The sequence below is a fragment of the Parasutterella secunda genome (assembly GCF_016901835.1).
Classification (GTDB): domain Bacteria; phylum Pseudomonadota; class Gammaproteobacteria; order Burkholderiales; family Burkholderiaceae_F; genus Aphodousia; species Aphodousia faecavium.
This window is the reverse complement of sequence record NZ_JACJKX010000002.1, coordinates 158,581-182,988: the sequence shown is the minus strand read 5'-3', so window position 1 is coordinate 182,988 and position 24,408 is coordinate 158,581. Positions and strand designations below refer to the sequence as shown.

Genomic DNA, 24,408 nt, shown 5'->3' with positions numbered 1-24,408 from the left:
TCAATCGCCTTTTAACCGATTTCTCAATTTTTGGATCTAACCGATGATTACATTTCAGGAAGTCATCCTGCGTTTGCAGCAGTATTGGAATCAACAGGGTTGCGCCCTTTTGCAACCGATTGATATGGAAGTGGGTGCCGGTACATCTCATACGGCAACCTTTTTAAGAGCGTTGGGGCCGGAGCCGTGGCGCGCCGCTTACGTGCAGCCCTCTCGTCGTCCGAAAGACGCCCGTTATGGCGAAAATCCTAATCGTTTGCATCAACACCATCAATTCCAGGTGGTGCTCAAGCCCGCTCCCACCAACATCGTGGATTTGTACTTGGGCAGCCTTCGTGCGCTTGGCATTGACACGGAAGTGAACGACATCCGTTTTGTCGAAGACAACTGGGAAAACCCGACCTTGGGTGCCTGGGGCTTGGGCTGGGAAATCTGGATGAACGGCATGGAAGTGACGCAGTTTACCTACTTCCAACAAGTGGGCGGTTTGGAATGCAAGCCGATCACCGGTGAAATCACCTACGGTCTTGAACGTTTGACGATGTACCTGCAAAACTGCGACAACGTTTTTGACTTGGTGTACACGCGTTGGCAAGACGCTGACGGCTCGACCCGTACGCTCACCTATGGTGACGTGTTCCATCAAAACGAAGTCGAACAAAGTCACTACAACTTTGAAGCAAGTGATCCCGTGAAACTTTTGCACCAGTTTGACTATTTCGAAAGCGAAGCCAAGCGTCTGATGGATTTGAATCTTGCGCTTCCCGCCTATGAAATGGTGCTCAAAGCCGGTCACACGTTTAACCTGTTGGACGCCCGTGGCGCCATCAGCGTGACCGAACGCGCCGCTTACATTGCCCGTATCCGTACGATCAGCCGCTCGGTGGCACAAAGCTACTACGATGCCCGCGAACGTTTGGGCTTCCCGATGTTGAAAAAGAATTCCTAAGGGGCTAGAGAAAAATGACCAGTTTGTTAGTGGAATTGCAAACCGAAGAGTTGCCGCCGAAGGCTCTTAAAAAACTCTCCGAAGCGTTTGCGCAGAACTTGACGAAGAGCTTAGCCTCTCAGCACTTTTTGGCCGACGGCAGCCGAACGACGGTTTACGGCTCTCCACGCCGCCTCGCCGCTTTGGTGACGAACGTTTTGGCCAAATCTCCCGATGAAGCCTTTAAGCAAAAGCTCGTTCCCGTAAAGGTGGGTTTGGATGCCGAGGGTAACGCTACCCCCGCGCTTTTAAAGAAGATGAAAGCCCTGGGGATTGATGCCGATGTCAAGAGCTTAAAGCAAGTCGATGACGGCAAAAACGTACAGCTCTTCTACGAAGGCATTCGCCCCGGTGTTGAATTGGCCCATGGCCTTCAAACCGCTTTGGAAGCTGCAGCCTTTAATCTGCCGATTCCGAAGGTGATGCATTACCAATTGGCTGATGGTGAAACGACGGTGTCTTTCGTGCGCCCGGCCAAGCACTTGGTGGTGCTCTACGGTGAAGACGTGGTGCCCGTGTCCCTTTTGGGACTCAAAGCCGACCGATTGACTAGCGGCCATCGCTTCCACACGCATGAATTGATTGCCATTAAGAGCGCTGACGGTTATGAAGAGCAGATGATGACCGAAGCCAAGGTTATGCCTTCTTTTGCCAAGCGCCGTGAAAAGATCGTGCACGATGTGGTTGAAGGCGCCCGTGCGATCCATGGCGAAGCCATCATGCCTGAAGATTTGATCGATGAAGTCACGGCGCTCACCGAGTGGCCTGTGATTTATGAATCAAGCTTTGAAGAAGAATTCCTCAAAGTGCCGCAGGAATGCCTGATTCTCACGATGCAGCAAAATCAAAAGTATTTTGCCGTGCAGGACGAAAAGGGTCGTTTGATGAATCGCTTCTTCCTTGTGTCTCAATTGAAAGCCAAGGACGGAGGCGATGCGATCAGCGCCGGTAACGCCCGTGTGGTGCGCGCTCGTTTAGCGGACGCCAAGTTCTTCTACGATCAGGATAAACTGCAAACGCTTGAAAGCCGCATTCCGCTTTTAAAGAATGTGGTTTACCACAATAAACTCGGTACCCAGGCCGAACGCGTGGAACGCGTTAAAGCCATTGCCGCTAAGGTTGCTGACTTGATCGGAGCCAACCGTGATCAAGCCGTGCGTGCTGCCCAGTTGGCCAAAGTTGACCTCTTAACCCTGATGGTCGGAGAATTCCCGGAATTGCAAGGCATTATGGGCGAATACTACGCTTTGCATGACGGGGAAGATGAAGAAGTGGCGCTTGCTATTCGTGAGCACTATCAACCGCGCTTTGCGGGTGACGCCTTACCCTCTACGCCCGTTAGCTTGGCTGTGGCTTTAGCCGATAAGCTTGAAACCCTTTCGGGCCTTTTCGGTATCGGTCAGATGCCCACGGGTGATAAGGATCCGTTTGCGCTTCGTCGTCACGCCTTAGGTGTTTTGCGCATGTTGATTGAAAAGAATCTCAACGTGGCAATCACTGACCTTGTTAACATCGGCTACGAAGCGATGAAGGAAGTCGCAAACGTTAGGGACGCCCGAGATGAGCTTCTCGCCTTCTTTGAAGATCGTCTGCGCGTGATGTTTAAGGACAAGGGCTATAGCGCTCAAGAGGTTGATGCGGTGCTTGCAACGCACCCGACGATGGTGCTCGATGTCCCCGCCAGACTTCAGGCTGTTCGTGCTTTTGCTCAATTGCCTGAAGCCGAAGCCTTGGCTGCAGCCAATAAGCGTATCGGTAATATCCTTAAGAAGACCGTTCCTGAAACCGATGTGGTGGATGTGGCGCTTTTTGATTCCGAAGCAGAAAAAGCTTTGTACGAAGCACTGTGTGTGGCTGAACCCAAAGCTAAGGCTCACTACGAAGCCGGTCACTACACGGATCTTTTAAAGGGACTAGCTCCCATGAAAGCACCGGTTGACTGTTTCTTTGAAGACGTCATGGTCAATGTTGAAGACGCCCGTGTACGTGCCAATCGTTTGGCCCTACTGTGGCGTTTACATCGTACAATGAACATGGTGGCTGAGCTTTCGCGCTTAGCAAAGTAGTTTTTCTTTAGAGAATCACTTCAAGCGAAAGGCTCCGTAACGGGGCCTTTCGCGTATTGGGAATCAACTATGTCAACGATCCGAGGTTGGATTTACTACCTGGTTTTAGCGGTGACACTTGTGCCGTTGGCTATTGTGCTCATCATTTTGTATCCGGCATCCCTTGCCTTTCGCTACCGTTTCGCGATGAACTGGGCGCGCTTTATGCTCAAGATGGGAGAAGTCATTTGCGGCATGCGCTATCAATTTAAGGGTCTGGAAAATTTCCCCAGGGACGGCACGTCGGTTCTGGTGCTCTCCAAGCACCAATCTGCCTGGGATATTTTCGCTTTGGGTTCAGTCATCCCGCATCGGACAAGCTTTGTGTATAAAAAGGAATTGCATTACGTGCCGGTGTTCGGTCAAGCCCTTGCCACCTTGCACATGATGGCCATTGACCGCAAAAAAGGTTCCCGGGCCTATGAGCAATTTATGAAGCAGGGTAAAGAGTTTCTCAATAAGGGATGGTGGCTTGCCATGTTTCCGGAAGGTACCCGCACGGCCCCGGGACAGAAAACGCACTACAAATCTGGCGGCGCCCGTTTTGCCGTAGCGACGGGTACGCCGATTATTCCCATTGCACTTAATTCCGGTGAATGCTGGCCCAGAAATTCGATTTCCAAAACACCGGGTTTGATCACCTTGTCGGTCGGTCCGATGATTAAAACCGAAGGGCGAACGTTTGAGGCGGTGCAGGAAGAATTAGTGGCCTGGATCGAAGGCGAAATGCACGTGATTTCACCAGAGCTCTACGGCAGTAAGGTCACTAACGAATTTGAAAAACCGTAAGGACAATTTCGTGAAGCAATTGGCGTTTGATTTTTTCCAAGATTGGCTCAATGAGGCCAAATCGGCGATCCGTGAGGTGAAGAAAAAAGAGCCTCAGGAGTCCGACGGGTCTTCTCATTTGTCCAAAGAGCCTTCGGTGGGAAAAAAGGATTTTGAGTTAACGCCCGTTGTGAACTATCGGCTCGAGCGCGCCAAACGCAAAAGCGTGGGTTTCATAATCGATGAGAGAGGCTTGACAGTCAGAGCACCACGCTGGGTTTCGGTTGCTGAAATTGAGAAGATGCTTCAGCAAAAAGAGGGCTGGATTCAAAAGAAACTCGCTGAATTTGAGCGTTGGCAAAAAGAAGTCGGTATGCAGAGTGTGCGCTTTGTCGACGGTGCGCAACTTCCTTATTTAGGACGCCCACTAACATTGCGCCTGGATCCTGCGGCAAAGTCCGTCTTCTTTTCTGAAGGCGCTCACGCTTGGGAATTGATTGTCAATACTGCTAAAAACACGCAGGAAGAGCGGGTTAAAGACTGGGTGCAGGTCTGGTTTAAGAAAGAGGCAGAACGCTATCTAGGCGACCGTATTCAGACGATAGCCGGTCATGCATTAGTGAGTTTCAGCGGTTGGGGTTTATCGAGCGCAAAGGGGCGCTGGGGCTCCTGCAGTGCCGATCGCCGCATCAGACTGAATTGGCGCTTGATTCATCTGGATCCACACTTAATTGACTATGTGATTGCGCATGAATTGGCCCATCTTGATGAAATGAACCACAGTGACCGATTCTGGAAGCGGGTGGGAGAGATTTATCCGGATTATGAAAGGGCCCGACGGGCCCTCAAAGGCGTGTACATGCCGATGTTGCCGTTTTAGGCGATATTGGCAAGCTTTACAAAGGCTGCCACATCGAGAGCCTCAGCGCGTAGCGTAGGATCCACGCCCACGCTTTTTATTTGCTCTTCGGTGAGTAATTTGCCGAGTGCATTGCGAAGGGTCTTGCGGCGCTGATTAAAAGCCGCCGCGACAATTTCAGAAAAACGCTCCCAGTTGACAGGGGGCATCTCATCACGATTTTTCGGAATCATGCGCACGATGGAGCTTGTGACTTTAGGGGCAGGCGTAAAGGCACCCGGCGGCACATCAAACATCTTTTGCATACGATAGCGATACTGAAGCATCACCGAGAGTCTGCCATAGACTTTGCTGCCGGGGGCAGCCACCATGCGATCAACCACCTCTTTTTGAAGCATGAAGTGCTGATCGATCACGCGGTCAGCGACCGTCATCAGGTGAAAGAGCAGGGGGCTAGAGATGTTGTAGGGGAGGTTGCCGACCACACGCAGCCTCGCATCAGGATGCACCTGGGTCCAATCAAGTTTGAGTGCATCGGCTTCAATGAGCGTGAGCGTATCGGGAAAGGTCTCTTTTAGCCATGCGGCGAGATCACGATCGATCTCAACCGCTGTGGCGTAACCGGCTCCGGCAATCATTTTTCGGGTGAGCGCTGCCTGACCCGGTCCGATTTCGACAATGGTGTCTTCGGGTTTTGGGTCTATTGTGCGGGCGATACGCTCAATCCAATGCTCATCGTGCAGAAAGTTCTGCCCGAAACGCTTTCTTGCCCGATGGCCGGCTAAACCGTTTTGCATGAAAGATTTACCCCTTAGAGCTCGTCGCGACGAATTTCAACGTAAGCACGGTCACGCAGTTCACGCTGCCAGGTAGCCGTTGCTTCAGCCAGTTTGCGCTGACGCAGAATCTGACGGGCCATAAAGCGCATGCGCTCGGCGTCCATCGCCTCTTCGCGGCGATCCACGACTTGGATGAGGTGGTAGCCGTACTGAGTTTTGATCGGTTGGCTCACTTCGCCGGGTTGAAGCTTATTCATGGCCGCTTCAAACGCAGGTACCGTATCGCCCGGGTGCAACCAACCAAGGTCACCGCCTCGGGTGGCTGAGCCGTCCACGGAGTGCAGACGGGCGAGCGTTGCAAAATCTTCTTTGTTGTTGACCAAACGGTTACGGATGTCGTTTAAGCGGTTAAGAACCGTAGCTTCATCGGTGACCGGGGTGACAGCCATCAAAATGTGGCGGGCGTGCGTTTGGGTGACAGGGCCGCCAGCCAGTTTCGTTTTCACGCCGTCGCGTCGACCGTTGACTTTGACGATGTAGTAGCCGTCAGAGCTCACATTCATGGCAATGCGGGAGGACTCTTGGCGAGCGTCACGCACGGCAGAAGCCAGAGCAGTCGGCATCTGTGAGAGCGTTCTCCAACCGAGATTGCCGCCTTCTAAAGCATCGCTAGCTTTGGAGTAGCTGGCGGCCAACTGACCGAAGTCTTCACCGTCTTGGGCACGCTCGAGGATATCTTCAGCCGTATTGTGGGCAGCGCGCAACTCTTCTGAGCTCATCCCTTCAGAGGTCGGAATCCAGATATGAGACACGTCGTATTCGATCGTATCATTGATGTTGTAGCCTGCTTGATCGGCCAAAAAGGCATCGATTTCGCTTTCAGGAATCTTGATTTCTTCATCCACTTCACGTTCACGCAAGCGTTGCGTGATGATTTGAGAGCGAATTTCTTCTCGGAATTGCGGGAAAGTGACGCCATCTAAAGACAAACGGCGGCGAAGTTCAGCTACTGAAATCTTATTTTGTTGAGCGATCTGCTCGATCGTGGCATTAACCACACCGTCATCGACTCGGATACCGGTTTCGCGTGCACGTTGAGCAATGGCGCGTTCAAGGATTAATTGTTCAAGAACCTGAGCGCGCAGCTGCGGCATCGGGGGCAATTGAATTTTTTGACGGCGAAGGTTGAGTGCTGCCGAGTGAGCGCGCTCAGCCAGTTCCCCCGTCGTGATCACATCGTTATTGACTACGGCTACGACGGCATTGAGCACCTGAGGGGCCGGTGCCTGGGAGGAATCAGCCTTCGTTTGAGCCATACAAACGCTTGCAGAGAAGGCGGCAAGCAACGCCATGCATTTCATCTTATTCATAGTAGTCATACAGTCCGGCTGCGCCGGGTTGATCGGTAACAGGTCGATAGCCCGGGATGGCACGACGCAAGGTTTCAAGAGGATCGGAACCGATGCCGCCCAATCCGGTCAACTCCAGTTGAACATAGAATCGGTAATCGTATTTGTCTTCGCTGTCGAGCACCTTCTGGCCCACAAAGCGCAAAGCCCAGCAGTCTGCAGCGTATTCGACACCGGCGATGGCATCAACGGTTTTGCCGGCATCCAAGTCGTAGTTGTAGCGGGCTAAACCATAGAAGGAGTTACTGAGCGGCCACTGCACACCGAAGTCAATCTGACGGATGCGGTCCACTTCCGGCGTGGTCTTCAAATCGTCGAAGCGATAGTAAAGACCCACAACTGAGGAGGGTTTGGGCTGCCAACGGATACCGGCGTTCATACGCGTGATACGCGTCTCGGTGGTGGAATACTGCGCCGTGGTCGAGAACGTCACGTCTTTGGTTAAATGGGCTGTGACGTTTGCCAGATAGTCGCTCTTTCGGTCTTCATTGATACCTTCGGCTTTCAAATAGCGATATCTGTACCAATCGTTAATGGTGTACTTATTTAACCCTACGTTCTGGTCAGAGAAGTAAAAGCGTTGGCCGATGGAGGCACGCAACCATTCAAAACCGGTTTTGCGATCCAAATAGCGAGAGGTCAAAATAAGTGACAACTGATTGGCTTCGGATACTCGGTCATGACCCGTGAACTCGTTTTCCAGGAAGAAACTGCCGAAACTCAAATCTGCGTAGGAGCTATCAAAAACCGGCATGTGACTTTGGTCACGATAGGGGGTGTAGACGTAGAAAAGTCGCGGTTCAAACGTTTGAGTGGCGTCACTGCCGAACCAGGAGGTATCGCGCTCGAAAATAAGACCGCTATCCAAGCTGAAAGTTGGGACAGTGAAACTGGAGTGCTTTTCATAGCCCACGAAATCCTGGAACCCCTTATTGAGATTTTCTAAACCTGTGAGGTTATAGGAAACGCCCGTAATCATGGCCTTCGGGGTAATGAACCAGGCGGCACCCCTCATCGGGTAGGCGATGGAGTGGTTCATATAGAAGCGATCGCCCTCGGGCTTATAGTCTTCTTCCTGATGCTTAAAGCGCGTCGCTTCCAAAGTGCTTGAAATTTCAAAGCCGTGGAAGTCGGCGTAGTAGGCGCTCCAACGGAATTCCGGAACCTTTTCATAAGGTCTGTCAACCGGATCGTGGTCGGTACGGTCAAGGACTTGATTTTTGCGTACGCTCAAGGATGCATTCCAGAAGTCTTTGCCGTAACTCATCGAGAGGTCTTGCGGCAAAACGGATTCGTCGCTTTCGTTAAATTCGCCTGAGAAGTCATCGAGGTAGTCACCGTCGCTGACTTTGTTGTAATTGGCTTTGAAGTTAATGTCGTTCCACTTCGCCCAACCGTCAACCTTTGCACCGTAACGGCTGTCGCCTTCACGGCGGTCATGCGGCATGTAGTCGTAGACCATCGTGGCACCCATGTTGGGAGTCAGGAATCGGAATTCGTTTCCGAGAATAATGCCGTGGCGGGTGACGAGGCGTGGCGTAAAGGTGTAGTCGTAGTTCGGTGCAATGTTCCAATAGATGGGCTGTGCATAATCAAGACCCAACTCGGAACTCATGCCGATCGTAGGCGTCAAAAGACCGCTTTGACGGTCGGTGCCGACCGGGAAAAACGCATAGGGCAGGCCCATCACCGGCAAGCCCGCCAAGTGAAAACTCATATCATGGGCCGTGGCCATGTTGGTCGTTTCATCGATGGTGAGCGTATCGGCTTCAATCCACCAGGCTTTGCTGCCGGGTTTGCAGGTTGACAAAGTGGCTTGACGCAATTGAGTGGATTCGCCGCTTTCAAATCGGGCGTATTTACTTTTACCTTGAATGCGCCGGGCCGGATACTCGTAGCTTGCGTCCTGCATTTCGCCCGTTTGGGTTTCAATCTGGTAGTTGAGCTCGGGGCCCGCAAAACGCACGCCGTCGCGAAGCACCACGGCGTTACCCTGAACGTCTACGGTATCGGACGATTGGGTGTAGGTAATATTGTCACCGCGAATGAGCGTGCGGGCACGACGAACCTCAGCGTCACCACGCAGAATAATCTCGTCATCGGTCGTTTCCATTTGGTCGGCCGAAATAAAGCTTGCACTGTTTTCGTTGACAAGCTGAGAGGAGTCACTCAAGGAGCTTGCGGTACGAAGACGCACGGCGTCACTGGCCTGCGCATGAGCGTAGCTTGCGCAGGCAAGCGCACAAGCCAGGCTCAGCATTTTGAGTGCCGGCAGCCCCTTGCGGGTAGTCTTGGAAAAATCCGACATGAAATGAATGAATTAGGTTTGTCAAACAGTTTTCGCCCATTATAGCGGAAGCGTTTGGCGCTCTTGTTGCATCGTGTCATAATTTCGCCCAGGAATTTGTAAGAAATCATCGGGGGATGCATGACCGAACGTCAAAATGAACGCCATGAATGGTTGGGTTCGATTGCCGAACGATACAATCTGGATCTTTCAACGGAAAAACCGGCCAGCACGGATGCGGGCTTTCGAAGCTACTTCAGAGTGGCCGACCGTGACGGCAAAACCTATATCGTGATGGATGCGCCGACCGATCATGAGGACGTTCGTCCCTTTATTTGCGTGACCTCGTTATTTGAAAAAGCCAAACTCACGGTGCCCCATATCTACGAGCAAAGTGTCGAAAAGGGCTTTTTGCTCTTAACGGATTTGGGAGAGAAGACTTATCTCAATGTTTTAAACGAAGATAATGCCCGCGAATTAATGGGTAAGGCTATTGACGCATTGGTTCAGTGGCAAAGTATTTCTGAGCCCGGCGTGTTGCCCGAGTATGACCGTGCCCTTTTAACACGCGAACTCAATCTGTTTCCTGAATGGTATATCAGTAAACATCGCGGTAAAACGCTCGATGAAAGACAAAGCGCTTTGTTAAAAGTATGTTTTGAGCGCATTCTTCAAAATAATTTGGCCCAGGCCAAGGTCTTTGTTCATCGCGACTACATGCCACGTAACCTGATGCCCATGGCTTCGGGCGGCCCCGGGATTCTCGATTATCAGGACGCGGTCTACGGTCCGGTTTCCTACGATATTGCTTCGCTTTTACGTGATGCGTTTATCAGCTGGAACGAAACGTTTGTGATCGATATGACGATCCGTTACTGGGAGAAGGCTCGCAGTGCAGGCATTCCCGTGCCGGAAGATTTTGGAATCTTTTGGAAAGATGTGGAATGGATGGGACTGCAGCGGCACTTAAAGATTTTGGGGATTTTTGCGCGGTTGAATTATCGCGACGGCAAGGAAAAGTATCTTGCCGATACCCCGCGCTTTATCAACTACGTCAGGCAGACCGCGCACCGCTACGATGAATTGAAGGCCCTGCTTTTCCTGATTGATCAGATTGAAGACTGTGTGCCTAAGTACGGCTATACGTTTTAGGAGTTGACCGTGCGGGCAATGATTCTAGCGGCAGGCCGCGGCAAGCGAATGAGGCCTCTTACCGATGTGTTACCAAAGCCATTGTTGATGGCAGGCTCCCGTCGCCTGATTGACTGGCCTATTGATGCCTTGGTGCGTGCGGGGATTACCGATGTAGTTATCAACACGGCGCACTTATCCAACACTTTTTTGCCCGCACTGGGACAGTACTATCGCGGTGCCCGCATTGCCTACTCGGTTGAAGGGAAAAATTACGACGAGTCGCTCGAAACCCTGGGCGGGATTGCCAAGGCTTTGCCGCTACTGTCTGACGGCAAAGAACCCTTTATTGTGGTGGCGGGCGATATCGCAACCGACTTTGATTTCGCCACACTTTTAGGTGAACCTGCTCAAAGAATTCGAGAGGGGGATGCTTTGGCTCACTTGGTCCTGGTTCCTAATCCCGATTTTCATCCCGAAGGGGACATGGGACTTGTTGACGGAAAAGTGACTCGGGTGAATCGCTCTTACACCTATTCGAGTATCGGTCTTTTTTCTCCGAGCCTTTTTAAAGAGGTGCCCGTGGTGTTTTCCAAACTTTTCCCGTGGTTTTACCGTTTCATTGATGAGGGACGCGTAACCGGGGAAGTTTTTAACGGTTTTTGGGAAAATGTGGGAACCCCTGAGGCGCTTGAAAAATTAGCTCAGCGTGAAGCTAAGTCGTTGAATTTTTCAAAGAAAACACAATAGGTAGAGTCGGGCTCAGATATTTTCGGCCAGAACTTTGTTTTGAATCAGACAAAGAGCAGAAATTGCTCAAAAAGTAGGCACTCTCGTTACAATGATGTCATTGTCTCGCAAAAGTGCCGGAGTATTTTTAGAGAAATTTTCCGATGGGAATCAATCTGGGGCGGTATCGCATAGAGGGCTCTCTTTTTTTAGCACCGATGGCCGGAGTCACCGATGCACCTTTCAGGCGTCTTTGCCGGGAGTTCGGGGCGGACTATGCGGTAGGAGAGATGGTGGCGAGCGCGGCCCAACTGAGAAAAAGTCGAAAAACACTGGCAAGGGTGAAGTTTTTTGACGATGAAGCGCCCCGTGCGGTGCAGCTTTTAGGAGCGGATCCCGCGGCTTTAAAAGACGCTTTTTACTGGGCCTGTGAAGCCGGTGCCCAGGTGGTGGATTTCAATATGGGGTGCCCTGCTAAAAAGGTCTGCAATGTTGCCTGCGGTTCGGCTTTGATGAAAGAAGAGCCCTTGGCGCTTGAAATTCTTTCGGTACTGGGTGAGGTCTCAAAGGAGTGCGGAGTGCCGGTCACTTTGAAGTGTCGCACAGGTTGGGATGAAGCGCATAAAAACGCACTTACCTTTGCGCAGACTGCTCAAAAGGCCGGTTTTGCGATGGTTACGATTCATGGCAGAACGCGCACAGGCGGCTTTGACAGCTCTGTTGAGTATGACACGATTGCCCAAGTGGCACGAACGGTAGCGATACCGGTTGTGGCAAACGGGGACATTACCGATGCCAACCGTGCCCGAGCTGTGTTGCAATATACGGGGGCGGCAGCCGTGATGATCGGCCGCGCCGCACTCGGCCACCCGTGGCTTTTTAAAGAAATAAAAGAGGCGCTTGAAAATGGATGCGTCCGAGCCACCACCCAAGAGGAGAAGGTGCAGGCGATTTTAAGGCACTGGCGGTGGCATTTTGAGTGCTACGAAGAGCCCGTAGCCGTGATGACTTTTCGAAAGCACCTGCTTTGGTATCTCACGGGCTGGAGCGGTTTTGAAACCGTGAGGGCTCAAATTTGCCAAGCAGGTGATGCCCGTACTCAGGGTAAGCTTTTGCAAGACTATTTTGCCGTCCAAGGATGGCTTTGATTGACTTTTCTCTCTGATTTTGTGTTCGTTGATATGGTTTCCGATACAATCAAAAAACAAGAGGTCCTGACTGAGAATCCGATGATGTCTCAGACGTCCGATGCCATCCGCGATGAGTCGCTTGAGGCAGCCGTGATTCGTAATTTACAGGCCTATTTTGACACGCTCGACGGGATGCGTCCCCACCACGAGCTCTACCCGATGGTTATTCAGGCGGTGGAAAAGCCTTTGCTGGAATTCGCCATGAAGCGCACCGGGCACAATAAGTGCGCCGCCGCGCAGCTCTTGGGAATCAATCGCAACACGCTGCACAAGAAGTTGCAGTTTTATAAGCTCGGCTGATAAAACGCCGGGTCGTACGGATTTTGTTTTTTTATTTTTTTCAATTTTATTTATAAGGACAATTCATTATGCGTAAACAAGCTTTATTGAGTGTTTCGGATAAGACCGGAGTGGTGGAGTTCGCCCGTGAACTTGCCGCCCTGGGCTATCACTTACTCTCGACGGGCGGCACGGCCAAGATGATTGCCGAAGCCGGCATCCCCGTGCAGGAAGTGGCCGATTACACGGGCTTTCCTGAAATGCTCGACGGTCGCGTGAAGACCTTGAATCCGAAGATTCACGCGGGGCTCCTTGCCCGCCGTCCGGATCCGGCTCACATGAAGGCTTTGGCCGACCACGGTATTGATCCCATCGACATCGTGGTTGTGAACCTTTATCCCTTTGAAGCCACGATCGCCAAGCCCGATTGCACGTTCGAAGACGCGATCGAAAATATCGACATCGGCGGTCCGACGATGATTCGTGCAGCAGCGAAAAACCATGAAAGCGTAGCGGTGGTTGTCGATCCCGCCGATTACGCAGGCGTTTTGGCTGAATTGAAAGAAAAAGGTGAAGTCAGTGCCGCCACCCGCCTTCGTTTGGCTAAGAAAGTTTTCTGTCATACGGCCCGTTACGACGCCATGATTTCCAACTACCTCACCTCGCTCGATGAAGACTTCCAAAAGAAAGACTTCCCGGAAAGCTTCACCCGTCAATTCGTGAAGGTTCAGGATATGCGCTACGGTGAAAATCCGCACCAGAAAGCCGCTTTCTACCGTGAAGTCTGCGTGGGTAAAGGTTTGCTTGCAAGCTACAAGCAACTGCATGGCAAGGCTCTCTCCTACAACAACATTGCCGACAGCGACGCTGCTTGGGAAGCCGTGCGTCAATTTAAGGAACCGGCCTGCGTCATCATCAAGCACGCCAATCCCTGCGGCGTGGCCGTGGGTGCTGACAGCGCCGAAGCTTACGCCAAGGCTTTTAAGACCGATTCCAAGAGCGCCTTCGGCGGCATCCTGGCCTTTAACACGACAGTGACCGCTGCATGTGCTGAGATGATTTCCAAGCAGTTTGCAGAAGTCATCATGGCACCGGCTTTCGATGAGGGGGCACTCGCCATTTTGGAAAAGAAACCCAATTTGCGGCTTCTTACGATTGAAATGGGTGAAGACCACAACGACTATGAATTCAAGCGCGTGGGCGGCGGCCTTTTGGTGCAAACGCCTGATTTGCAGATTGTCTCCGAAGAAGCGCTTCGCGTGGTCACGAAGAAACAACCCACCGCTCAACAGCTCAAGGACATGCTTTTTGCCTGGCGTGTAGCGAAGTTTGTGAAGTCCAACACGATCGTTTTTGCCAAGGACGGCATGACGATGGGTGTGGGTGCCGGTCAAATGAGCCGTGTGGATTCGGCCCGCATTGCTTCCATTAAGGCTGAAGAAGCAGGCTTAAGCTTGAAAGACACGGCAGTGGCCAGCGACGCCTTTTTCCCGTTCAGAGACGGGTTGGATGTGGTGGTCGATGCCGGCGCAAGCTGCGTGATTCAGCCGGGCGGCTCCATCCGTGATGAAGAAGTGATTCAAGCCGCCGATGAACGCGGTGTGGTCATGGTCTTTACCGGGGAACGCCACTTCCGTCATTAATTGATTCGAGCGGTTGCGTCAATCGTAACCAATCGAAAAAATGGGCGCCAATCGATGAGACTGGCGCCGCTTTTGCTTTAGAATCAAAGCACTTTAGTTCAATTTTTGTGATACCCGTTTTAAGGGATTGATCATGCAGATTAACCGTCGAACGTTATTGGCCGCGGGCGCGGGCCTTGCCTCCGGGGTAAGCTTGCCTGCCTGGGCTCAACTTCGCATTGAAATTACGGGGGTGGGTGCCAATCAAATGCCGATTGCCATCCCCCGATTTCAGGGAACCAATGACTCGCCGCTGGATTTATCCGCGGTTATCACCGCGGACCTCGAAAGAAGCGGGGCTTTTCGTGCACTCAAGATAATGGGTGAGTTGCCTGCCGAGGATTTGCAAAAACCTCGTGCGGACTTCTGGAAAACGATGGGTGCTACCGCTCTTGTGATGGGCTCGATTGAAAAGCTTGCCGATACGCGCTTTAGCATCAACTATCAGCTCTTCGGAACTGCGGAAAATAAGATTATTGATGAAAAGCAGTTTGTGGCCAGCACTGGAGACCTGCGTCTGACCGCTCACCGCATTGCCGACGCGATCTATGAAAGACTCACAGGCGAGAGCGGTATCTTTGCATCGCGTTTGGCGTATGTTTTGCAACGTGGCCCGCAATCTTATGAGTTGGTGGTAAGCGACTGCGACGGGGAAAATCCCCAGACGGCTCTTCAGAGCAATCAGTCCATCATCTCACCGATGTGGGCACCGAACGGATTGCTTTTGACCTACGTCTCTTTTGAAGCCAATAAGCCCGTGATTTATCTGCACGACGTCCGCTCGGGCGAGCGGCGCCTCATCGCAAGCTTTAAGGGCAACAATTCGGCTCCTGCTTTCAGCCCCGACGGTAAAACGATGGCTGTGGCGCTTTCCATGGGAGGCGGCACGCACATTTACCTCATGAGTACAAACGGCACCAATGTCAGACGCTTTACCCACAGCCAAGGCATTGATACTGAGCCGGTCTTCAGTCCCGACGGTCAGTACGTTTATTTCACGTCCGATCGCGGGGGCTCGCCCCAGATCTATCGCCAACCTGTGGCAGGAGGCTCTGCCGAGCGTGTGACCTACAGTACCGAGTACGCGATCAGCCCCGCGGTCAGCCCCAAGGGCGATAAACTCGCCTTTATTTCCCGTTTTAACGGCGCGTTCCGTGTGACGCTTTTGGATCTCTTAACGGGTACTCAGTTGGTTTTGACCGATACGGTGCGAGACGAGTCTCCCACCTTTGCGCCTAACGGCAAGATTTTGGTGTACGCCACCGAAGAGGCCGGCCGCGGCGTGTTGGCGACCGTGAGTCTGGACGGTCGGGTAAGAACCCGTCTGACCGGTCAAAGAGGGGATATTCGTGAACCCTCTTGGGGACCGCTTTTGAAATAAATTCGATAAAAAATTAATGGAGTTTTAAATGCAATTGAAAAGCAAAATTTTGTTGGTGAGTTTGGGTTTGGCCGGTGCCCTTTTGACGGGCTGCTCCTCCGTGGACTTAAACCCCAACGGACCGGATGCTCAGTATGCGGGCGATCCGTTCTCCAATCCGAATTCGCCCTTGAGCCAGCAAAGCATTTACTTTGCTTTTGATAGCTACACGGTTCCTGCCGAGTCGCAAGCCATGATCGAAGCGCACGCTCAGTACCTGGCTACGCATCCGAGCGCTACCGTTGTGCTCGAAGGCAACACCGATGAACGCGGAGGTCGTGAATACAATCTCGCCCTCGGTCAAAAGCGTAGCGACAGCGTTGAAAACCGTCTGCAACTGTTGGGTGTCCCGGCCGACCGTATGGAAAGCGTGAGCTTCGGTAAGGAACGTCCCCGTGCGTTGGGCCATGACGAAGAGTCTTACCAACAAAACCGTCGCGTAGACATTATCTATCGCACGAAGTAATTAAAGGGAAGATAAGCGCCCGGATGACGGGCGCCTTCTGTTTTATCGGGAACTGAAACGAATAAGGACAATATGCGTCGGACACTAGTGGTAGCGATGATGGTGGCGCTCGCAGCGCAGACAAGCGCTGCGTGGGCGTTTGCCGATGATGAAGCAAGAACCGCCATTTTGGAATTGCGTGAACAGTTAAAGGCGAGTCAACGCGCTCAGGTTGATCTGATGACTCAGGTTGAAGCGCTTCGCTCGGAAAATCAGCGCATGATCGGCCAGATGCAGGAACTCACCCGTCAGGTCGAAACGATGGATAAGCGCCTGATCGAAGTCGAGCCCGCACGGGTGGAATTAAACGGTAGGGTGATCAGCGTCAAGCCTGCCGAACGGCGTGACTTTGAAAATGCGATTGCACTTTTTCAAAAGCGCGATTTCAGCGGTTGCTTAAAAGCCCTCAATACCTTTAAAAAGACTTGGCCCAAATCGGCTTATATGGCCGATGTGGACTATTGGCGTGCAAGTTCTTACTACTCGCTCAATGACTTTAAGAGCACGATCACGGTGACCAATAATCTCTATCGAGTCTATCCGCGATCTGCTAAGGCCCCGGAAGCCCTTTTGATGAAGTCTTCTGCGGAATTGAGCGAAGGCCAGATTGATGAGGCGAAAAAGACGCTCAACACGCTGATTAAGCGCTACCCGAAGTCCGACTCTGTTAAAACAGCCAAAGATCGTTTGGCACAGATTCAAAAACTCGGTTAAGCGTTAAGGATTACAATTAGACTGATTTTTATCCTGAGGAATGGTCCTCGTTTTTTCTTTAGAGATACTTCAAAATGACTTGTTCTCGTTGTGGGCAGGATATCCTGCGTGATCCGCTTCAAAATCGTGGTTCGGCTTTTACCGAAGAGCAAAGAGACCAATTGGGAGTGAGAGGGTTCTTACCCGCTCGCGTGGAAACGCTCGAAGAGCAGGCTCGTCGTGCGGTCGCCTTCATGCGTACGTTCCCCATGCCCATCCAACGTTACTTCTATCTGGATGCGTTGCATAACACCAATGAAACGCTCTTTTTCAAAGTGGTCTGTGACAACATCGAAGAAGTGATGCCCATCATCTATACGCCGACGGTGGGTGAAGCTTGTCAGAAGTTCAGTCACAACTTTCTGCAGGCGCGCGGACTGTTCATCTCTGTGAAGGAAAAGGGCCAGATTGGTAAGATTTTGGACAACGTCAAACAAGATGACGTTGAGGTGATTGTGGTGACCGACGGTCAACGCATTTTGGGCCTGGGTGACCAAGGCGTCAACGGCATGGGTATTCCCGTCGGCAAACTCGCTCTTTATACCGCTTGCGCAGGCGTCGCACCGGAAAAAACGTTGCCTGTAGTCATTGACGTGGGCACCAACAATCCTGCCTACCTCGCCGATCCCCTTTACATGGGCTTGCGTCAGGAACGTGTGTCGGGTGCGGCCTACGACGAACTGATCGATGAGTTTATGGTAGCGGCTCGCAAGCGTTGGCCCAATGTGCTCATTCAGTTTGAAGATTTCGGTAACGCCAATGCGTTCCGCCTGCTTGCCCGTTGGAAAGATAAGAGCCTTTGCTTTAACGACGACATTCAAGGCACGGCCTGTGTGGCATTAACGGGTTTTTACTCCGCCATGCGTGTGACGGGTGGGAAACTTGCCGATCAACGCGTGCTCTTTTTGGGCGCGGGCGAAGCCGCAACCGGTATTGCCAACCTGATTGCCGAAGCCATTGCCGATGAAGAAGGTATGCCGATTGAAGAAGCCCGTAAGCGCTGCTACCTTTTTGACTCCAAGGGTTTGGTCATTGCTCAAAGAACGGATCTTTCCGCTCATAAGCGTCAGTTTGCCCACGAAGCACAACCTGCGGAAAGCTTCCTGCAGGCGATTCAACAGTTGCGCCCGACAGCTATTGTCGGCGTGGCCGCTCAGCAAAATGCGTTCAATTCCATGGTAATCGGTGAAATGAGCGCCATTAACGAACGTCCGATCGTGTTTGCATTGTCGAATCCGACCTCCAAGGCTGAATGCACAGCTGAAATGGCTTATCAGTTCTCCAACGGTCGTGCGCTTTTTGCTTCCGGTTCGCCTTTTGATGTGGTTAATTACAACGGTAAGACCTTTGTTCCCCGTCAAGGTAACAACTCCTATGTGTTCCCGGCTTTAGGACGCGCAGCCACCTTTGTGAAAGCGAAGACTATGCCTACCGGCATGTTCCTCGCTGCGGCCAGAAAGCTTGCTGAATTGGTCAGCGAAGAAGACCTTGAACGCGGCAGTCTCTACCCGTCCTTGAGCGATATTCGTCCAATTTCGGAAGCTATTGCAGTGGCTGTGGCCGAATACGCTTACGAAAAGGGCTTGGCATGCGGCGAAAAACCGCAGGATTTGCCTGCAGCTATTAAGGCGAGCATGTATACGCCGGGTTACTGATCCTTTTTAGGCTCATAACTTCTCGGGCGGGGCTTGTCCCCGCCCGTCTCAATAGAGATCGATTGTGAATCCTAATGCGCTCATTGACGTGGCACCTGAATTGATTCCCGATACGACACCTTCGATTGAAGATGTCGTGGCGGTGGCTCGCTTAAAAGGCGAGCCGCTCTTACATTTTCCTGACGATCTCTATATTCCGCCTGATGCACTCAAACTCTTTTTAGAGTCCTTTGAGGGGCCCTTTGACCTTTTGCTTTACCTGATTCGTAAGCAACGGCTTGACCTCAATGAAATTTCGGTAGCAGCCGTGACCGATCAATACATGGAGTATGTGGAGCAGATTCGTGCGCAGAACATGGAGTTGGCAAGCGACTACCTGGTGATGGCAGCCGACCTCATGATGATTAAAAGCCGATTGCTGTTGCCTGTGCCCGTGAGCGAAGACGGTGAAGAGGAAGAGGACCCCACAGCACGTATTCTTCGGGAAGTGGCTGAATACGAAAAAATTCAGGTGGCGGCGCAGTTACTTAATGCGTTACCGACGATGGGCGACGGTTTTTGGCGTGGGTTTGTGGCAATTGATGAAGAAGAGCAGCCCGAGCCCGAGGTTTTGCCTCAGGAATTGGCGAGGGTTTGGCTTGCCGTCGTTAAAAATGCCGATTTAAAGATCAACCACACCGTCTCCAGACAGGAATTATCCATTCATGAATTCATGTCAGCAATTATCAGGCGTGTGGAAAAAGATCGGTTTGTCAGTTTTGAAGAATTGGTTCAGGACCACCTGACAATGCAGGAGCGGGTGGTGAGCTTTTTGGCGATTTTGGAGCTTTCACGCGAAGGGTTGATTTCCATTACTCAGGCTGCGCCCTATGCGCCGATTTATTGCTCTAAAAAGTTTTTGTCGCTTCAGCCCGAAAAACTCTGACGCCAAAAAATGTGAACAATTTGAAAATCATAACGTTGAGTTAACAAAAATCGCTTAAACTTTAACGGTCTCGTTTTTGATAGAGGAAAAAAGACATTATGGAATGGTTGACCGAGCTTATTACAACGATGCACTGGGGTGCCGTGGCTCAGATCATCATGATTGATATTTTGTTGGGTGGCGACAATGCGGTGGTGATCGCTTTAGCGTGCCGTAATCTCGAACCCAAGCAGCGCCGTCAGGGTATTTTCTGGGGTGTATTCGGTGCTATCGCTTTGCGTGTGGTTCTGATTACCTGTGCGGTGTATTTGTTGCAGTTGCCGCTCCTGAAGGTGGTGGCCGGTCTTCTTTTGATCTGGATCGGTGTGAAGTTGTTGATCCCGCACGATGAAGAGGATAAACATATCGAGGCCAGCACCAAAGTTTTGTCTGCCATTAAAACGATTATTGTGGCTGACCTTGTGATGAGTATCGACAATGTGATCGGAATTGCGGGTGCTGCGCAAGCCGCTCACGAACATCATCAAACCCTTTTGATCATATTCGGTTTGGTCGTGAGCGTTCCCTTCATCGTTTTCGGCAGTCAGATTATTCTGAAGCTGTTTGACCGATTCCCCATCATCGTAACCTTTGGTGGCGCGCTTTTGGGTTGGATCGGCGGCGGTCTGGTCGTGAGCGATATCTTTATGGCCGAACACATCCCGCAAACCAACGTCGTTCACTACACGGCTTGTGTGGTAGGCGCCATATTGGTGGTGCTGATAGCCAAAATGTGGGTCAATAAACAAAAGGCCAAAAAGATAAGCAGTTAATCTCTTATCTCATTAATACTAAAGAGGCGATCGGCTAAGGAGTCAATCGCCTTTTTTATAGGAGCCGGGCAAGCGTTACTCGTATTCTATGCTGAGAATCGGAACGGATAAGCAGGACCTTTGTAAGCGTTTTCGTTTGTGAGCTAAAGTACCCGATCGCACATCAAGAGCCATTTCCAAATAGGGATAATTTCAATTAAATCTGTATCTGTCTCTATTGTTTTTTCTTCATCCAGAGTAATGACGATTCGACGGGTAATTGGAAGTTCTTTACTCATTTTTTCAAAGGCGCTGAGCTCTCGCCTCATCGTCTTCGGATCTAAATCAAGATGGACACAGACTTGAATGGCTACTTGAGTTTTAGGAACATAAAAATCAACTTCAACATCCCTTTGATAAAAAAACACCGCATCATCATCGCCGTATCGACGTCTCAACTCAATGGCAACAAGGTTTTCAAGCTGATCGGCTGTAGGATCGGTATTTAATAGCTCAACAATTCCGTTATCAACAAAAAAGAATTTTTGTTTGCCTTCTCGATCCTGAAGTTTGCCAACTATATTTTTAACCGAGAAAATCAAACAGGAGTCAATCGCATACTGTACATAGTTAATGCAAGTGTTTTTTGCAATCTTTACGCCACAAGAGGTCACGATGTTGGTGAGTCGTGAATATGACACCGATTGACCGATGCTTTCGGCGATTTTTTTTAACAAAATCCTCAAGGGAAAGACATTACTGACTTTATTGCGGACAGCAATGTCACCCAAATAAATTTTTTGGAAAAGAATATTCAGATATTCCAGTTTGTTGTCGAGGTTTAAGCATTCAGGGAATCCGCCATATCGGAAGAAAGAATCAAACTCTCGCCGAATGAGTGCGCCGCCGACTGTTGATAGAACATCTTTTGGAGTCGCTTTAACATTTTTAGTGTTCAAAAATTCAGAGAAATTCATGGGATAGACGTTAATTGTGAAAAAACGTCCCCCCAGTGCAGCGGCTACATCGACGCTTAACATTTTTGCATTTGAACCGGTGATATAAATCTGAGCCCCTGCATCGGCCATACGACGAGCAAATTTTTCCCATCCATCAATCAATTGAATTTCATCCAGAAACAGGATCGGTAATGCCCTGCGACCGCTGAGTTCTGCCTGTACAGACAGGATTTGGTTGAAGTCTGAAACATCAAATCCCAACAAGCGTTCATCCTCGAAATTCAAATACAGCATTTCATCCCAAGTTTTACCTTGTGCCAGTAATTGTTGTATTTTTTGGTACAACAAATACGATTTTCCACAACGTCGTACACCAACTAAAACACAACGAGGAAAGGAATCAATCTGAATTTCACGGGGAAAAGTTGTCTTTGATTCAACCAACTCCCTGTTATCTAAAAGAATTTGACGCAAAAGATTGGGATTAATCATGCAAAGACCTTTAAAAGAAATGAAATTTGTTTGATATATTAAACAAAATACTTAATTTTTGTCTAATGCATTGAACGAAATTATTTAAAATTGTTCAATCTATTGAACAAAATAGGTTTTACGCCTTGCTAAGGATCTATCTCAACGGAAGGTACTGCGGTTGTTTGCTTGTATTGAGTGTCGAGAACGAGTCCTTTTTTGGAAGTGAAAAAAGGCTCTTCTGACTCGTGAGAAGTTAAACTAAATTTGAAGTTGTAAAAAAGAAAACGGAGTGTGGGAAGAATTTTCCCAACACTCCGATGCAGACGCCTTAGACGATGTCTTTTAATTCACGTCTGAGGATCTTGCCGACGGCGGTCTTGGGCAAGGAGTCCACAAAAATAATTTGTTTGGGGATCTTGTAGCCCGTTAACTGTGTACGGCAGTATTTCTGTACGTCTTCCTTGGTAATGGAGGGATCTTTCAAAACGATCACGGCTTTGACCGTTTCACCGGAGCGTTCATGCGGGACACCCACCACGCCGCACTCGAGCACGCCGGGCATAGAAGCGATGACACTTTCAACCTCGTTGGGGTAGACATTAAAGCCCGAGACCAGAATCATGTCCTTTTTGCGGTCGGTAATAGTGATCTTACCGTCGGCATCCATATGACCCACGTCACCCGTACGAAGCCAACCGTCACGGAAAACACCTGCTGTTTCTTCAGGACGGTTCCAATAGCCGCGCATCACCTGCGGACCCTTGACACAAATTTCGCCTGTGTGCGTATCAATGTCTTCGGGGCCGGAACAGAGGCCTAAATCTTTAAAACCGTCACCGCGGATCGTCACTTCGGTGTTCGGTAACGGGTAGCCCACAGAGCCGTCCCAAGGGGCGTCAGGCAAATTACCGCAAACGCCGGGCGAGGCTTCAGTCAGACCGTAGGCTTCCAAAATGCCGATACCGGTGGTTTTCTTCCAACGCTCGGCAACCACTTTTTGAATCTGGGTGCCGCCGGCTACGGCCATCTTAAGGCGCGAGAAATCCACGGAGGCAAACTCGGGATTATTCAAAAGGGCGTTGTAGAGTGTGTTCACACCGGTGTAAACCGAAAACTTCCAGTGCTTGCATTCATTGACCAGTCCCTTGATGTCGCGGGGATTGGTGATTAACACGCTACGGGCAGTCCAATTTAAGAAGGCTAACGTCGCCGTGAAGGCAAAGATGTGATAAAGGGGCAGTGCGCACATAGCCACTTCTTCACATTCTTTAAATGAGACGCTGATCCAGTGACCGGTTTGCTCCACATTGGCTAAAACGTTGCGGTGCGTAAGCATTGCGCCTTTGGAAACGCCTGTGGTGCCGCCCGTGTATTGCAAAAGAGCCACATCTTCATTGGAAATTTCAACCGGACTGAAACCCTTGCGATGACCGATAGCCAGTGCCTGACGAAAATCGACAGCACCCGGCAAGTGCCATTCAGGCACCATCTTTTTCACGTGCTTGACAACCGTGTTGACAATCGTGCGCTTCATGAAGGGGAAGAGGTCACCCACTTGAGTCGTGATGATATGTTTGACCGGTGTGTGCGTGAGGACGCGTTCCAGTGTCTTGGCAAAGTTTTCGATAATGATGATCGCCTTGGCGCCGGAGTCTTTGAGTTGGTGTTCGAGCTCTCGCGCAGTGTAAAGCGGATTGACGTTTACGACGATGAAGCCCGCACGCAAAATGGCAAAAAGGGCAATCGGATACTGCAAAAGGTTCGGCATCATGATGGCGACACGGTCACCTTTTTGCATGCCGGGCAGTGATTGTAAGTAACCGGCTAAGTCGCAGGAAAGCGATTGAGATTCTTTAGCGGTGAGCGTCACACCCATGTTGGTGAAGACCGGGGCATTCGGATGCTTTTCGGCAATACCGTCAAGCAAGGCCGGAATATTGGCAACGCGGTCAGGGTCAATCCGGGCAGGAACGCCTTTCGGATACTTGGCAATCCAAGGAAATTCGGTCATCTTGATAGAGTCCAATTTTTATAAACAGAAACTTATATTTTAAACAAAGAAAATCGCCCGCAGTGGAGCGATTTTCCCTAATTTTCAATGTGATGCGAGATTAGCTGAGCGTCAGGCAGTGACGAGCGTAGCTCTTGACGTCTTCCCAGTCCGTGTAGTCGATCACGGCATCCATAGACGTCGGGCCCTTTGTCATCTTCATGATGAGTTGAATCATCTTCGCATCCAACCAGCCCCAGTTGGGGTAGTCCACCTTACCGGCGATGCACTTCACATCACGGGGTTTCCAAGGCGAATTTTGGAGGAACTTTTGCATGTAACGGTTGCCTTCGGGCGTAGCCTTAATCGGCGTGCGGGCAACAACCGATACGTTGAAGAAACTGTGCGGCTTGGCATCGAGCTCATTCTTGAACTTGGCCAGGAAGTTGTAGAACACCTTGGGATAGGTACCGTAAAGCACAGGGCAACCCACGATAAAGAGATCATACTTGTCCCATTGCACACCTTCACGGTCCGCTTCCATCACGCTCATCATGTCGGCTTGGTTGCCTTCGGCGATCACCGTTTCCCAAATGCGACGAGCCACACGGGCGGTGTGTCCGCTGCGGCTGTGATAGAGCACGAGCACAGATTTCATGTTTTTCTCCTACTGTTTTTCGCCCGAGTGCATACAGTCGGGCGAAAAAAGACAAATGCAAAGCCTATAGGG

At 50.8% G+C, this 24,408-nt stretch carries 21 protein-coding genes; 15 read left to right on the top strand and 6 right to left on the bottom strand.

What is annotated here, in order from left to right; all coding sequences use genetic code 11:
• Positions 1–43 precede the first annotated feature (43 nt).
• From glyQ to H5985_RS02160, 4 genes are all read left to right on the top strand, one after another.
• On the top strand, positions 44–949 hold the full coding sequence (glyQ, locus tag H5985_RS02175; RefSeq protein ID WP_205049675.1) for a glycine--tRNA ligase subunit alpha: 906 nt from the start codon (positions 44–46) through the stop codon (positions 947–949).
• 14 nt (positions 950–963) lie between these two features.
• Positions 964–3,054 carry a glycine--tRNA ligase subunit beta gene (gene glyS, locus H5985_RS02170; RefSeq protein WP_205049674.1) on the top strand — a complete coding sequence of 697 codons (2,091 nt, stop codon included), beginning with the start codon at positions 964–966 and terminating at the stop codon, positions 3,052–3,054.
• Between the two features lie 69 nt (positions 3,055–3,123).
• A complete protein-coding gene (locus H5985_RS02165) occupies positions 3,124–3,882 on the top strand; it encodes a lysophospholipid acyltransferase family protein (RefSeq protein WP_205049673.1) in 759 nt (252 codons plus the stop codon).
• A 10-nt stretch (positions 3,883–3,892) separates the two neighbouring features.
• Entirely contained in the window at positions 3,893–4,741 is an 849-nt protein-coding gene (locus H5985_RS02160; protein WP_205049672.1) for a YgjP-like metallopeptidase domain-containing protein, read from the top strand.
• On the opposite strand, the gene rsmA is transcribed toward H5985_RS02160, so the two are convergent.
• Genes rsmA through H5985_RS02145 form a run of 3 tightly spaced genes read right to left on the bottom strand, consistent with a single transcriptional unit; the run spans position 4,738 to position 9,216 of the window.
• Entirely contained in the window at positions 4,738–5,517 is a 780-nt protein-coding gene (gene rsmA / locus H5985_RS02155; RefSeq protein WP_205049671.1) for a 16S rRNA (adenine(1518)-N(6)/adenine(1519)-N(6))-dimethyltransferase RsmA, read from the bottom strand. The genes H5985_RS02160 and rsmA overlap by 4 nt on opposite strands.
• A 14-nt stretch (positions 5,518–5,531) precedes the next feature.
• Positions 5,532–6,869, bottom strand: a complete 1,338-nt coding sequence (locus H5985_RS02150) for a peptidylprolyl isomerase (protein ID WP_205049670.1) — start codon at positions 6,867–6,869, stop codon at positions 5,532–5,534.
• A complete protein-coding gene (locus tag H5985_RS02145; protein ID WP_205049669.1) occupies positions 6,862–9,216 on the bottom strand; it encodes an LPS-assembly protein LptD in 2,355 nt (784 codons plus the stop codon). Before H5985_RS02145 ends, H5985_RS02150 begins: the two co-directional genes overlap by 8 nt.
• A gap of 120 nt (positions 9,217–9,336) precedes the next feature.
• Here H5985_RS02145 and H5985_RS02140 point away from each other — a divergent pair, with 120 nt between their 5' ends.
• The 11 genes from H5985_RS02140 to H5985_RS02090 all read left to right on the top strand — a co-directional run bounded on the left by H5985_RS02140 (position 9,337) and on the right by H5985_RS02090 (position 20,276).
• Entirely contained in the window at positions 9,337–10,347 is a 1,011-nt protein-coding gene (locus H5985_RS02140; RefSeq protein WP_205049668.1) for an aminoglycoside phosphotransferase family protein, read from the top strand.
• Between the two features lie 18 nt (positions 10,348–10,365).
• On the top strand, positions 10,366–11,076 hold the full coding sequence (locus H5985_RS02135) for a nucleotidyltransferase family protein (protein ID WP_205049696.1): 711 nt from the start codon (positions 10,366–10,368) through the stop codon (positions 11,074–11,076).
• Between the two features lie 143 nt (positions 11,077–11,219).
• Positions 11,220–12,203: a tRNA dihydrouridine synthase DusB gene (gene dusB / locus H5985_RS02130; RefSeq protein WP_205049667.1), complete on the top strand. Its 984-nt coding sequence runs from the start codon at positions 11,220–11,222 to the stop codon at positions 12,201–12,203.
• Positions 12,204–12,545 carry a helix-turn-helix domain-containing protein gene (locus H5985_RS02125; protein WP_239481537.1) on the top strand — a complete coding sequence of 114 codons (342 nt, stop codon included), beginning with the start codon at positions 12,204–12,206 and terminating at the stop codon, positions 12,543–12,545.
• 68 nt (positions 12,546–12,613) lie between these two features.
• Positions 12,614–14,167, top strand: coding sequence for a bifunctional phosphoribosylaminoimidazolecarboxamide formyltransferase/IMP cyclohydrolase (purH, locus tag H5985_RS02120; RefSeq protein ID WP_205049666.1), 1,554 nt, complete (start codon positions 12,614–12,616; stop codon positions 14,165–14,167).
• A gap of 133 nt (positions 14,168–14,300) precedes the next feature.
• On the top strand, positions 14,301–15,587 hold the full coding sequence (gene tolB, locus H5985_RS02115) for a Tol-Pal system beta propeller repeat protein TolB (protein WP_205049665.1): 1,287 nt from the start codon (positions 14,301–14,303) through the stop codon (positions 15,585–15,587).
• A gap of 28 nt (positions 15,588–15,615) precedes the next feature.
• Complete coding sequence (pal, locus tag H5985_RS02110; RefSeq protein ID WP_205049664.1) at positions 15,616–16,092, top strand: peptidoglycan-associated lipoprotein Pal; 477 nt, start codon at positions 15,616–15,618, stop codon at positions 16,090–16,092.
• Positions 16,093–16,164: 72 nt separating this feature from the next.
• Complete coding sequence (locus H5985_RS02105) at positions 16,165–16,845, top strand: tetratricopeptide repeat protein (protein WP_205049663.1); 681 nt, start codon at positions 16,165–16,167, stop codon at positions 16,843–16,845.
• Between the two features lie 74 nt (positions 16,846–16,919).
• Positions 16,920–18,539 (top strand): NAD-dependent malic enzyme, encoded by a 1,620-nt coding sequence (gene maeA / locus H5985_RS02100; protein WP_205049662.1) that lies wholly within the window; start codon positions 16,920–16,922, stop codon positions 18,537–18,539.
• Positions 18,540–18,603: 64 nt separating this feature from the next.
• The gene (locus tag H5985_RS02095; RefSeq protein WP_205049661.1) at positions 18,604–19,464 is read left to right on the top strand and encodes a segregation/condensation protein A; all 861 of its coding nucleotides are present in this window, start codon (positions 18,604–18,606) and stop codon (positions 19,462–19,464) included.
• Between the two features lie 107 nt (positions 19,465–19,571).
• Entirely contained in the window at positions 19,572–20,276 is a 705-nt protein-coding gene (locus H5985_RS02090; protein ID WP_420892570.1) for a TerC family protein, read from the top strand.
• 143 nt (positions 20,277–20,419) lie between these two features.
• On the opposite strand, the gene H5985_RS02085 is transcribed toward H5985_RS02090, so the two are convergent.
• The 3 genes from H5985_RS02085 to hemG all read right to left on the bottom strand — a co-directional run bounded on the left by H5985_RS02085 (position 20,420) and on the right by hemG (position 24,336).
• Positions 20,420–21,688, bottom strand: a complete 1,269-nt coding sequence (locus H5985_RS02085; protein ID WP_205049659.1) for an ATP-binding protein — start codon at positions 21,686–21,688, stop codon at positions 20,420–20,422.
• Between the two features lie 328 nt (positions 21,689–22,016).
• Positions 22,017–23,699 (bottom strand): AMP-binding protein, encoded by a 1,683-nt coding sequence (locus H5985_RS02080; RefSeq protein ID WP_205049658.1) that lies wholly within the window; start codon positions 23,697–23,699, stop codon positions 22,017–22,019.
• 100 nt (positions 23,700–23,799) lie between these two features.
• Entirely contained in the window at positions 23,800–24,336 is a 537-nt protein-coding gene (gene hemG / locus H5985_RS02075; protein ID WP_205049657.1) for a menaquinone-dependent protoporphyrinogen IX dehydrogenase, read from the bottom strand.
• Between the last annotated feature and the right edge of the window lie 72 nt (positions 24,337–24,408).